The sequence below is a fragment of the Klebsiella sp. HC6 genome (genome assembly GCF_022605325.1).
Taxonomy (GTDB): domain Bacteria; phylum Pseudomonadota; class Gammaproteobacteria; order Enterobacterales; family Enterobacteriaceae; genus Klebsiella; species Klebsiella terrigena.
The window spans coordinates 3,105,458-3,117,911 of the sequence record NZ_CP093276.1; the positions used below are offsets into that span (position 1 = coordinate 3,105,458).

10 protein-coding genes and 2 riboswitches are annotated in these 12,454 nt (G+C 60.8%); of the genes, 6 read left to right on the forward strand and 4 right to left on the reverse strand.

Annotated features, from left to right (window positions below; all coding sequences use genetic code 11):
• Positions 1-14 precede the first annotated feature (14 nt).
• Positions 15-1,073 carry a putative urea ABC transporter substrate-binding protein gene (locus tag MMW58_RS15125; RefSeq protein ID WP_095097770.1) on the reverse strand — a complete coding sequence of 353 codons (1,059 nt, stop codon included), beginning with the start codon at positions 1,071-1,073 and terminating at the stop codon, positions 15-17.
• Positions 1,074-1,130: 57 nt separating this feature from the next.
• Positions 1,131-1,229, reverse strand: a riboswitch (guanidine-I (ykkC/yxkD leader).
• A 185-nt stretch (positions 1,230-1,414) separates the two neighbouring features.
• A complete protein-coding gene (locus MMW58_RS15130) occupies positions 1,415-2,047 on the reverse strand; it encodes a LysE family translocator (RefSeq protein ID WP_241721519.1) in 633 nt (210 codons plus the stop codon).
• A gap of 19 nt (positions 2,048-2,066) precedes the next feature.
• A riboswitch (ZMP/ZTP riboswitch) is annotated at positions 2,067-2,147 on the reverse strand.
• A gap of 358 nt (positions 2,148-2,505) precedes the next feature.
• On the opposite strand from MMW58_RS15130, the gene katG reads away from it, so the two are divergent.
• A complete protein-coding gene (gene katG / locus MMW58_RS15135) occupies positions 2,506-4,683 on the forward strand; it encodes a catalase/peroxidase HPI (protein ID WP_133599826.1) in 2,178 nt (725 codons plus the stop codon).
• A 50-nt stretch (positions 4,684-4,733) separates the two neighbouring features.
• Here katG and zapE read toward each other — a convergent pair whose 3' ends face one another.
• Both zapE and MMW58_RS15145 read right to left on the reverse strand, forming a co-directional pair.
• On the reverse strand, positions 4,734-5,759 hold the full coding sequence (gene zapE, locus MMW58_RS15140; RefSeq protein WP_241721520.1) for a cell division protein ZapE: 1,026 nt from the start codon (positions 5,757-5,759) through the stop codon (positions 4,734-4,736).
• 126 nt (positions 5,760-5,885) lie between these two features.
• Positions 5,886-6,779, reverse strand: a complete 894-nt coding sequence (locus MMW58_RS15145; RefSeq protein ID WP_241721521.1) for a LysR substrate-binding domain-containing protein — start codon at positions 6,777-6,779, stop codon at positions 5,886-5,888.
• Positions 6,780-6,921: 142 nt separating this feature from the next.
• Here MMW58_RS15145 and MMW58_RS15150 point away from each other — a divergent pair, with 142 nt between their 5' ends.
• The 5 genes from MMW58_RS15150 to MMW58_RS15170 all read left to right on the forward strand — a co-directional run bounded on the left by MMW58_RS15150 (position 6,922) and on the right by MMW58_RS15170 (position 12,296).
• Positions 6,922-7,464, forward strand: coding sequence for a sugar ABC transporter (locus MMW58_RS15150; protein WP_241721522.1), 543 nt, complete (start codon positions 6,922-6,924; stop codon positions 7,462-7,464).
• Positions 7,451-8,293 carry an MBL fold metallo-hydrolase gene (locus MMW58_RS15155; RefSeq protein ID WP_241721523.1) on the forward strand — a complete coding sequence of 281 codons (843 nt, stop codon included), beginning with the start codon at positions 7,451-7,453 and terminating at the stop codon, positions 8,291-8,293. The genes MMW58_RS15150 and MMW58_RS15155 overlap by 14 nt, the downstream gene beginning before the upstream one ends.
• 178 nt (positions 8,294-8,471) lie before the next feature.
• Positions 8,472-10,595, forward strand: coding sequence for a TonB-dependent receptor (locus MMW58_RS15160; protein WP_241721524.1), 2,124 nt, complete (start codon positions 8,472-8,474; stop codon positions 10,593-10,595).
• Positions 10,596-10,603: 8 nt separating this feature from the next.
• Positions 10,604-11,626, forward strand: a complete 1,023-nt coding sequence (locus tag MMW58_RS15165; protein WP_241721525.1) for an ABC transporter substrate-binding protein — start codon at positions 10,604-10,606, stop codon at positions 11,624-11,626.
• 151 nt (positions 11,627-11,777) lie between these two features.
• The gene (locus tag MMW58_RS15170; protein WP_133599833.1) at positions 11,778-12,296 is read left to right on the forward strand and encodes a ClbS/DfsB family four-helix bundle protein; all 519 of its coding nucleotides are present in this window, start codon (positions 11,778-11,780) and stop codon (positions 12,294-12,296) included.
• Positions 12,297-12,454: the final 158 nt, after the last annotated feature.

Sequence of the window (12,454 nt, forward strand, 5' to 3'; positions counted from 1 at the left end):
CCCGTCAGCAATCATTACAGCTGGCCCGCGGCGGCCATCTTCAGGTAGCTATCGTCGAAACGCAGCCTGACGTTTCCCGCGTCGCCGACGGCGACCTTGCCCGGGAAGCTCATGCCGATAAAGTCGGCGCTCTGGGCGCCCTCGCCCAGCAGCCCTTTATCGAAGGAGAATTGCGCCACGCGCTGCATGGTTTTTGCCAGATCGGGGCTGGAGATGAACCTCAGCGCGTCGGCAGCGGTCCAGAACAGATGGGTGGTTTTCAATTGCCCCTGATAGCCGGCGAGGTCGGTGCCGGAATCCGCCGCCATCGCGCTCAGCGCCGGCTTATCTCCGGCCTGCATTTTGCTCATCATTTCAAACCACGCGCCGGTCAGCGCCTTGCCGAGCGCCGGGTTGTCCTTGAGGGTTTGGCTGTTGACCACCATCATGTCGATGATCTCGCCAGGTACCTGGGATGAACTAAAAACTTCGCTGGTTTGTGGGGTCTTTTTGATAACCGACAGCTGCGGGTTCCACGCCACGGCGGCGCGCACGCTGCTGGTGCCGAAAGCGGAAACGATATCGGCGTCAGAGGTATTGACCACTTTGACGTCCCGCTCCTGCAGCCCGGCCTTTTCCAGTCCGCGAACCAGTAGATAGTGGGAAACCGACAGTTCCGGGAGGTAAACCTGCATCCCTTTCAGGTCGCTCAGCTTTTTGTCCGCGCCCTTCAGCACCACGCCATCGTTGCCGTCAGAGTAGCTGCCGGTAATCAACGCGGTGGTATCCACCCCGCCGGCGGCGGGAATGGTCAGAGCATCCATATTGGTCATGGTGCAGCCGTCGAACTGGCCGGCGGTATACTGATTAATCGATTCGATGTAGTCGTTGAGCTGCACGATATTGATCTTGATACCGTACTTACTGGCCCATTTATCGATGATTTTTTCGTTGCTGATGGCGCCCCAGGGCATCCAGCCGGCATAAATCGTCCAGCAGACGTTGAACTCTTTTTTCACCGCGGCAAAGGAAGGGAAACTGGCCAACAGCGCCAGTGACAGAACAAAAGAACGGAGTAGTGGCGATCGCTTCATGATGAACCTCTGGTTGGCACAAAAAACAGGAGCAGCGCGACACCTACTGGTGCTGCTGTCTCCCGGGCTTTTGTCCCGCCGTGTAACCTCGCAGAGGTCGCCAGCTCTCGGACCAGTCATTCACCTGGGTGAACCGGAACCCTAGCCAGCTATTTGATCGTCTAAATTGTATGGTGCGCTGCCTTCTGTTTTTATCTTGCAAAGCATATGCCAAAATAATAATTAGCATAAAATCAAAAGGATGGAATATTTACCGGCGCCAACACACCAGGATGGGGAGTCGTTTTGGGGCAACGCGTAGATTTGGTGCAGAAGAAGGCAGGCTCGCGCCTGCCCGGGCGCTATTTACGCGTCTCAAAGGCGATTTTAACCGCCATCCCTGCCAGCACCGTCGCCATCAGCCAGCGCTGAAAGCGCTGCCAGAGCGGACGAGCGGTAAGAAACAGCGAAACCTCACCGGCCATCACCACAATCAGCGCGTTGACCGCCACGCTGATCAATGCCTGGGTGAAGCCGAGCACCAAAGACTGGCTGAGAATGCTGCCGTGGCCGGGGGAGATAAACTGCGGTAAGAGCGACAGATACATAATGGCGATTTTAGGATTCGCCAGGTTGGTAATAAAGCCCATCAGAAAGAGCTTACGGCCGCTGTCTGCCGGCAGGTCGCGCACGGCAAAGAGCGAACGACCGCCCGGTTTTATCGCCTGCCAGGCCAGGTAGAGTAAATAGACGACCCCGCTAATGCGCAAAATATCGTAGGCATAGGGCACCGCAAAAATCAGCGCGGTAATCCCCAGGGCCGCGCACAGCATATAAAAGACAAACCCCAGCGCCACGCCGCCTAATGAGATCAGGCCGGCGCGTTTGCCCTGGCAGATCGAGCGCGAGGTCAGGTAGATCATATTCGGCCCAGGGGTCAGCACCAGCCCCAGGGCAACGAACGCGAATGTCACTAACGAGCTCAATTCAGGCATAGCTTATCTCCACCAGACAAAGTTATGCCCAGGCGCGCGGCGGTCGCGACCATGCTCCCCGACAGTATTCTGTCTCAAGGCGCCAGTTACATGGCCATGAATAGTAATAGCCTGTCGCTCACCGCTCAGCAACCCCTCAAATTTCGCCGCTGATGCCCGGCTTCGCGTCATGGGTAATGCCCATGTTGCCCGCCGCCGCTGATGCATAAGATTTTTCCTGGTGGACTGGCGCTTTTATCGCCAAACGTGCCGCGACGATTTCCTAAACTAATACGTTAATACTATGGTTAGTAAGTCGCTTTTACGTATTTTGCGCTTTAACCACAAATAACATATGGATTTCTTTATCACCCGCTGTTAAAAGGATATAACTATTAATTCCGTAGATTTATTCAAGTATCGCTTATTGGAAGCAGTGTATATCGTAATGGCATTCACAAAAGTAAACGGAGCCTGATATGAGCACGTCTAACGATTCATCTAACAACGCGTCCGCAGGGAAGTGTCCTTTTCATACCGCGACGCCCACGCAAAGCGCCGGCGGCGGCACAGCTAACCGAGACTGGTGGCCAAACCAGCTGCGTGTGGATCTGCTGAACCAGCACTCCAGCCGCTCGAATCCGCTGGGTGAAGAATTTAACTACCGGGAAGAGTTTAAAAAACTCGATTACTCCGCGCTAAAAGCCGACCTTCGGGCCCTGCTAACCGACTCCCAGGAGTGGTGGCCGGCAGACTGGGGCAGCTACATTGGGCTGTTTATTCGTATGGCCTGGCACGGTGCCGGTACCTACCGTACCGTTGACGGGCGCGGCGGCAGCGGCCGCGGTCAGCAGCGTTTCGCTCCGCTGAACTCCTGGCCGGACAACGTCAGCCTGGATAAGGCCCGCCGCCTGCTGTGGCCGGTCAAACAAAAATATGGCCAGAAAATCTCCTGGGCCGACCTCTATATGCTGGCGGGTAACGTGGCGTTGGAAAATGCCGGTTTCCGTACCTTTGGCTTCGGCGCCGGACGTGAAGACGTGTGGGAACCGGACCTCGACGTTGACTGGGGGAATGAAAAAGCCTGGCTTGAGCACCGTCATCCGGAAAGCCTGGCGCAGCAGCCGCTGGGCGCAACCGAAATGGGCCTGATTTACGTCAACCCGGAAGGCCCGAACGCCAGCGGCGAGCCGCTCTCCGCGGCGTCGGCGATTCGCGCCACCTTTGGCAACATGGGGATGGACGATGAAGAGATCGTGGCCCTGATTGCCGGCGGCCATACGCTGGGTAAAACCCACGGCGCGGCGGTCACCAGCCACGTGGGCGCCGAGCCGGAAGCGGCCGGCATCGAGGCTCAGGGTCTCGGCTGGTCCAGCACCTACGGCAGCGGCGCCGGGGCGGACGCGATCACCTCTGGCCTTGAGGTTGTCTGGACCCAGACGCCGACCCAGTGGAGCAACTACTTCTTCGAAAACCTCTACAAATATGAGTGGGTACAGACCCGCAGCCCGGCCGGCGCCATTCAGTTTGAAGCCACAGACGCGCCGGACCTGATCCCCGATCCGTTTGACCCGGAGAAAAAGCGTAAGCCAACGATGCTGGTTACCGACCTGACGCTGCGCTTCGACCCGGATTTCGATAAGATTTCCCGCCGCTTCCTCAACGATCCGCAGGCCTTTAATGAAGCCTTTGCCCGCGCCTGGTTCAAGCTGATTCACCGCGATATGGGGCCAAAATCCCGCTACCTCGGACCGGAAGTCCCGAAAGAAGATCTGATCTGGCAGGACCCGCTCCCGGCTGCTGTCCACAGCCCGAGCGAGGCGGATATCGCCACCCTGAAAATCGCCATTGCCGATGCGGGCCTGTCGGTGAGCGAACTGGTTTCCGTTGCCTGGGCTTCGGCTTCCACCTTCCGCGGCGGTGATAAGCGCGGCGGGGCCAACGGCGCGCGTCTGGCGCTGGCGCCGCAGAAAGACTGGCCGGTCAACGCCATCGCGGCGAAGGTTCTGCCTACCCTGCAGGCGATTCAAAAAGCCTCCGGGAAAGCATCGCTGGCCGATATTATCGTGCTGGCGGGCTCGGTCGGCGTTGAGCAGGCCGCCGCTGCCGCAGGCGTAGCGGTCACCGTACCGTTTGCGCCGGGCCGCGTGGACGCCCGTCAGGATCAGACCGATATCGAATCCGTCGGTTTGCTCGAGCCGCTGGCGGATGGTTTCCGCAACTATCGCCGTATTGAAGGGGGCGTGTCTACCGAGACGCTGCTGCTGGACAAAGCCCAGCAGCTGACGCTGACCGCGCCGGAGCTTACCGTGCTGGTCGGGGGGTTACGCGTGCTGGGGGCTAACTTTGACGGCAGCCAGCACGGCGTCTTCACCGACCGCCGGGGCGTTCTCAGCAACGACTTCTTCGTCAATCTCCTGAGCATGGCGACCGTCTGGAAAGCCACCGACGAACGGGGCGAACTGTTTGAAGGCCGCGATCGTAAGAGCGGCGAGAGCCGGTTCACCGCCACCCGCGCCGACCTGGTGTTTGGTTCTAACTCGGTGCTGCGCGCGCTGGCAGAAGTTTACGCCAGCCAGGATGCGCAGCAGAAGCTGGTCACCGACTTCGTGGCGGCCTGGACCAAAGTGATGAACCTCGACCGTTTCGATCTGTAATCACCCACCCCGGCAGGCTTCTCGCCCGCCGGGGCTTCTCTCTTCCCGCCCTATTCTTTCCGCAGCTGCTGCAGCCGACTGTAGGTTCGCTGAATATCTTCCCGCTCAACTCCCGCGACCAGCTCGGGTAATCCGCATTCGCTCACCAGCACCAGCCGACACTGCTTCTCATAGAGCACATCCACCAGGTTGATAAACCGCTGCTGCGCCGCCGGTCCCGCGTGACCCAGAGGCGGCACCGCGTCCAGCAGCCAGCATGAATGGCTCTCGCATAGCGTCAGGTAGTCCATCACCGACGTCGGGCCCTGACACAGCTGGCTAAAGGTAAAATGTAAGAAAGCCGCCGGCGCGGAGGCCACCTCAAGGGTGCGATACCCGACCGGCAGCGTCAGCGCCCTGGCGGCGGGCTCGGGTAAAGCATGCCGCCTGCGGGTGTGGTCCGACGGCTGGATCAGCAGCATCCCCTGGCAAAACGGGCTCTCCGCCGGCGCATGGCGCGCCCGGTAGTCCTCTTCGCCGTCGAGCGCGACCACCGTCATATGCTGTTTAATTAACGCAATCGAGGGCAAAAAGCGCGCATGGTATAGAGGATCTTCCAGCAGCCGTTCCGGGGGGTAGTTGGAGGTTACCATCAGGACGACGCCGCGCTGAAACAGCTGCGCCAGCAGCGGCTTAACCAGCATCGCATCCGCCGGATCGTGAAGATGGAACTCGTCAAAACAGATCAGCCGGCAGCCGTCGGTCATCTGCGCGATAGCCTCCGGCAGCGACGGCGAAGTGGGCGCGTTCAGGCGCTGATGCAGTTCGCGAAAAAAGGAGTGGAAGTGCACCCGGCGCCTGGCCGCCAGCGGCAGGCCGGCAAAGAAGCTATCGACGAGCAGGCTTTTGCCGCGCCCGGTGCGCCCCCAGACGTAAAGACCTTTGCCGGGAGCGGCGCTTTGCGCCAGCAGCCTCTGCCCCAGCGCATCAAGCTGCGCAACCAGCGCCTGCTGGTCGCTATCAAGGCTCAGAGCCAGCTCCCGGGCGCGCTGCGCCATCAGCGCGGCAAAACTAAAATCGCTCGTTCCTTGCGTCATTATTGTCTCTTCCCAGGGGCAGCGGCGGCGGTTCAACGACGGCAGTGTAGGCACAATTACCGCCGTTGACCACTCTGCGGTCTGCGAAAGCGCGTTAACCGCACCGGCGGCAAAAAACGGCGCCCGCTATGCCGGTTCGCCGCTGATTTCCGCCAGCAGCCAGCGCTCAAAATCCTCTAATGCGCTTTCGTTAATCCCCGTTTCAACCGGCTTGACCAGGCAGAAATTTTTGTTCAGCCGCGCGGAAACCGGCCAGGGGGCAACCAGCGCCCCGCTGCGGAGCTCGTTTTCGACGTACACCTGCGGCAGCAGCGCAACGCCAAGCCCGGCCTGCACGGCGGAGATGGCCATTTCATGCAGATCGTAGCGCACGCCCCGGGACGGATTGTCCAGCGCGATGCCGCTCTCCTCGGCGTAGCGCTGCCACGCATCCGGATTTTGCCGCCGGTGAATACGCGGCAGCGCGTTCAGCTGCTCGCCGCTGCCCCGCGCGGTCAGCAGCGAGGGATGGCACACCGGGACCAGCTTTTCCTGGAGCAGAAAGCGGATACGCATTCCGGTCCACGCCGGGTGCTCAAAATGAACCGCCGCGTCAAACCCGCTGCCGGTCAGGATAAAGGGGTCCGTGCGGACCGCAATATTCAGCGTGATGTCCGGGTGCCGGCGGTTAAAACCGCTGAGGCGCGGGATCAGCCAGCGGCTGGCGAAGGTCGGCAGCGCGGCGATCTCGAGGCTGCGGCTGCCGTCGGCCATTCCCGTTAAGTACTGGGTGTCCCGGTCGAGGCGCTCAAGCGTCTCGCGCACCCGGTGGGCATAGCGCGCGCCGTTAGGGTTCAGCCGCACGCGGGTTCCGGTGCGGTCGAACAATCGGCAGTTCAGCAGGGCCTCAAGTCGCCCAATCTGCCGGCTGACGGCGCCTTCGGTCAGGGAGAGCTCCTCCGCCGCGCGGGCAAAATTACCGTGCCTTGCCGCCGCGTCAAACGCCTGTAACGACGCGCTGCTGGGCAGTTTTCTTCGCATGATTGCGCCCCTGGATATGAGTACGTTCAGTGACGAAATGTCACTACACGATGAGATAATATCGATTCAGGCGGCTAAATACAGCCAGTAACATGATGAAATATCAGCAATGCGCTGTTCTCCTTCATGCAGAGGCCCGTTTATGCTTTATATCGTTGAATGTACCTATATCGACCCGACCAGCGAAGCCGAATGGAATGATTTTTACACCCGGGTGAAGCTCCCGGCGCTGCTGAGCGTTGACGGCTTCAGCACCTCCCAGCGCTTCAGGGCCCTCACGCCGGGCTGCCCGGTCTGGCTGGCCATTCACACCGTTCGCGACGCCGCGGTTCTCACCGGCGCGGAGTACCGCCTCAAGGGCGGCGGCAGCTTTGCGCAGTGGCAGGCCAGCATCGGCGACTGGCGACGCGGTCTTTATCAGTGCGCGGAGCCGGCTCCGGCGGTGTCCGCAGAGCAGATCCTGCTGCTCGCCGCGCGGCCCCTCGATGTTCTTGACCGCGAGCTGGGCTACCGGCCGTGGCGGCTGCGGGCCGCCGGCCTGGATAGCGCCCCTGAAGGCCGGCTGGCGTACGTCATTCCGCCAGACAAGGCCCGCCTGCTCGCCGCTACCGCCGACATCTGCCTGTACCAGCCGCTAACCGACCAGCTGTATCCCCTCCAGGGAGGCGTTCATGAGCATAATTAACGCCATCAGCCGTCGGGTTGGCGATTATCGGGTGACCGCGCTGAGCGACGGGAATATGTCCGTCAGCCTCGGTATCCTCTCCGGCATCGATCCGGCAGAAGCCGACGAAAGGCAGCGCGCGGCCGGAATAGCTGACCCGCAGGCGCTGCATATCAACGCCTATCTGATCCGCGGCCAGGGACGCACGATCCTCGTGGATGCCGGCACCGGCGGGCGGAATAACGCCGGAGGGGAGCTCCCCGCGCGCCTTCGTGAGCTGGGTATCGCTCCGGCCGACGTCGATACGATCCTGCTGACCCACGGCCACCCTGACCATATTGGCGGACTGCTCGATGCCGACGGCAAGGCCGTCTATAAAAACGCCCGGCTGCATCTGCACCCCCGCGAGGTCGCATACTGGCAGGATGACGCCCTGTTGATGCGGGCCAGCGAGCGGGTTCAGGGCAATTTCACGCTGTTTCGCCGCACCCTTGCGGCCTATGAGGAGCGGGTCAACCTGCTAACGGACGATGAGGTACTCCCCGGCATTCGCCCGGTCTGGCTGCCCGGGCACACGCCGGGTCACAGCGGGTTTCGTATCGCTGCCGGGGATGAGCCCCTGCTGATCTGGGGCGACATTGTGCATTTCCCGCATATTCAGTCGGCCCTGCCGGCCGTCGCAGTCGCCTTTGACGCCGACCCCGCCGAGGCGGCAGAGACCCGGAGACGTATTCTGGCGCAGGCGGCCAGCGATCAGTGGCTGATTGCCGGCATGCACCTCGCCAGCGCCGGCTTTGCGCGGCTTAAGGCCGTCGAAGGCGGTTACCGAATGGTCTATCAGCAGGCCTGAAAATCGGGCGACATTCTGCCCGGCCTCGTTTTTATTAAGTAAAGAAACCATTCGTTATATATTGACATACATAGCGAATGGCTCTATCTTTTTGTCATACAAATAAAACCCGTACCCTTCAGACAGAGGCGAGATTTTTCTCGCCTCATTCCGTTTTCATTCGTCTGAAATTAACTCAATGCGCTCATATAAACTCGTTCTATTAACCGGGATGATCCCCTGTTCCTCTCTGCTGATGACCCTGCCGCTTCAGGCCGCAGAAACCATGGTCGTCACCGCTGCTACACCGACCGAAACGCTGGATAGCGCCACGCCCGCCGCCGAACAGCAGGCGACGCTTGGCAGCCTCGGCAAACGCAGGCTGATTGACGTCCCGTGGTCGGTACAGACCCTGTCGGATTCGCTCACCCGCCAGGTGCAGGCCGGCAGCGTGAAGGACGTCTATCGCTACCTGCCCTCGGTTCAGGGCGACGGCGTTCGTCCGCAGACCCGCGGCATGCAGGGCAGCGTGGTGCAGAACAGCACCATCGACGGGCTGAACGTGGTCTCCACCACCGAGTACCCGGCCGAGCAGTTTCAGCGCGTTGAGGTCCTGAGCGGGATGGCCGGCGCGCTGTATGGCCCGGCAAACCCCGCGGGCATGTTTAACCTCGTCTCTAAGCGCGCCAGCGACGTGCCGCTGCGGCGGGTCACGGTGGGCGGCGGAACCGGCTCCGGCGCCAACGCCGCGCTGGATCTCAGCGGCCCGCTGGACGCCGGTGACCGGGTAAAATATCGCCTGAACCTGATGAGCCAGGACGGCAACGGCTATACCCACGGCAGCCGTCAACGCAACCAGTACGCGGGTCTGGCGCTCGATTTTCAGCTCACCGACCAGACGGTTCTGGAGAGCAATTTTAGCTACTATCACTTTTATCAAAAAGGGCTGCCCGGCTCCTTTGCTTTAGCCAAAGGCACCCGTTTCCCGTCGCCGCTTGATCCGACCAAAAACAAGTACGGCCAGTATTACGCCGGCAACGACGACGCCACGACCACCGGCAGCCTGCATATCAAACACGACTTTGACGGCAACTGGCTGCTGGACGTTGGCGTCCTGCGCCAGATTGCGGATCGCGAATCCACCACCGTCACCAACACCTTAACCGATAATAACGGCAGCTATACCACCACCACCTCAAACTCCGCCGCCAGCCGCTTTACCATCAATAGCTATCTCGCCAACCTGACCGGCAGCGTTGACACCGGCTGGCTGCAGCATGACCTGGCGATGGGGGTACGCGGCTTCGTGTGGAAGAACTACAACCCCCGCGATGGCGGGACGCAAAAGCTCGGCAGCTCGACCCTCGAAGACAGCCCTGACTACGAGCGCCCGGATTACCCGGACTTCACCGATCGCTATCATTCAGCGACCACCACCCAGCACGTCTTTCTGCTCAACGATACCCTGACCTTCAGCCCGCAGTGGAGCCTGCTGCTCTCCGGCAGCGAAAGCCTGTTTACCGTCGACAACTACGGCAAGAGCAGCCAGCGCAGCAGCAGCCACGATGACCGCGGTACCAGCGGATCCGCCAGCCTGATGTATAAGCCGGTCGATAATCTGACGCTCTATACCACCTGGGCCAACAGCATGCAGCAGGGCGACACCGCCCCGGCCGGCGCCAATAACGCCGGCGAGGTTCTCAATCCCTACCGCAGCCGCCAGCTTGAAGCCGGGGCCAAGTACGCGGTGCATAACGATCTGCTGCTCACCGCGGCGCTGTTCCAGGCCGAGCGCCCGTTTGCCTACACCAACGACAGCGGTGATTTCGCCGAAGACGGAACGCAGAAAAACCGCGGGCTGGAGCTGATGGCCGATGGCCGCATCACGCCCGCTCTGCGCGTGTTCGGCGGCGGCACCTGGCTCGACCCGCGTCTGCACAATACCGCCAGCGCCAGCGCTGACGGCAAACAGGTAGTCGGCCTGCCTCGCTTCACCGCCAATATGCTGGTGATTTACAGCATCGATGCGCTTCCGGGGCTGGACATGAACAGCAGCGTTCGCTACGTCGGCCGCCGGGCCACCGATAGCGCCAACGACGGCTGGGTCGGCAGCTATACCACCGTGGATGTCGGCAGCAACTATCGCACCCGGCTGTTCGGGACCGACACCACCTTCCGGTTAGCAGTCACTAACGTGACCAACCGCCGCTACTGGACCAATATCGTTCCGGGCGCCCTTACCGGCTACACCGGCGCCGGCTACGCCAGCGCGCAGCTCGGCGCACCGCGCGAAGCGACGGCCTCGGTACAGTTTGATTTCTAAGGATCATAATGAAAAAAATCGCTGCCGCCGTACTCTGCGCCTGGCTCGCGTTTCCGGCTCTCGCCAGCCGCCAGCTGACGGACGACGCCGGGCGTAGCGTCACGCTGCCGGATCGCGTTGATCGTATCGCCGAGGGGTGGTTTGCCCATCACTCGCTGCTGATGACCCTCGGCGCGGGCGATACCATCGTTGCGACGGTAAATCGACCGGACAGCCGCCCGTGGATGTTTCACCTCACTCCCCGCCTCAACCAGGCGCTTATCAGCCGCGGCCCGCACTTCACCAGCGAGGCGCTGCTGGCGCGCGGGGCCGAGGTGGTGTTTGTCGCCCGGGGCAACGGCGATGCCGAAGCGTACCGCCAGGCCGGTCTGCCGGTCATGGAGATGAGCTTTACCGATTACCCGTCGCTGGCGCGTTCCGTCACCACCACCGCCGAGGTGCTCGGGACGCCGCAGGCGCTGGCCAGAGCCCAGGCCTACAACCGCTATTTACAGCAGGCTATCGCGCGTATCGGCCAGCGCACCGCCGCGCTGACCGACGCCGAACGCCCGCGCGTGCTGCATATCCAGTCGCTGAAGCCGCTGAAGGTCGACGGCGGTCATACGCTGATCGACACCTGGATCCGCCTGGCCGGCGGGCAGAACGCGGCCGTCGGGATCGAAGGCAATATGCAGGAGATTTCGCCGGAAAAGGTGCTGGCCTGGCAGCCGGATGTGATTATCCTTGGCGCGGGATGCGGTGATTTAGCCCACTCCGCCTATCGTGACCTCTTCTCCACCCTGCGGGCGGTCAAAAATCACCGGGTGCTGCAAAACCCGGCGGGGGTTTTCCCCTGGGATCGCTACGGGAGCGAAAGCGCGCTGCAAATTCAGTGGGCGGCAAAGCAGCTCCAGCCTCAGCGCTTCGCCGAGATTGATATGCTCGCGGTCACCCGCGACTTTTATCAGCGCTTTTTTGACTATCCGCTGAGCGAAGCTGAGGCCAGCAGAATACTGCAGGCGCTCCCTCCGCAGCGAGAGGACGCAAAATAGGCCCCAGCGCCTGGGGAAAGAAAGGTACGGCATTGACAAATGCGTGACCTCAGCGTGCCCCCGGGCTCATTTTCAGCGCTACTATCCCCTTAACGAGCCGGGAACTTGTCTTAATGCGCATATACCGAACTTACGTGAGAGGGAATTCTTTATGAGCGTGCCGCAAACAAAATCTGAATTACTGAGCGCTATCGATAAAAACTTCGACAAATTAATCGGCTACCTGCATGCCATACCGGCAGAGCTTACCGCAGAGCGCGCAATGGATGGGCACGCCAAAGGCAGCCAGATGAGCATTCATGACCTCGTTTCGTACCTGCTGGGATGGAATGTGCTGGTCGTAAAATGGATCGTTTCTGATGCTAAAGGGCTGGCCGTCGATTTTCCGGAGACCGGCTATAAATGGAATCAGCTTGGCCTTCTGGCGCAAAAATTTTACTCAGACTACAGGGACTTAAGCTACGACTCGCTAATCGCTGAGCTGCAGAGGGTAAAAAATGAGATAGTCCAGCTGATTGACGAGCGCAGCGATGACATTTTGTACGCCAAACCCTGGTACACAAAATGGACGATGGGGCGAATGATCTCGTTTAACACGTCGTCACCTTATGCGAATGCCTGCGGACGCTTAAGAAAGTGGGCGAAAGAGAGTGATATCCGCTTAAAGTAAACGCCTGAGCGCAATGAGTGTGGATAAGTCATTCCCCGTCCGCCGCCGGTGGCGTTAACGCGGGGCGTCATCGATACGCTTCGCGACGCCGTTCCCCTATCCCGTCTTCTCCACCCGAACCCGATCCTGCGGCCCGCGTTAGTCATTTCATTCAAATC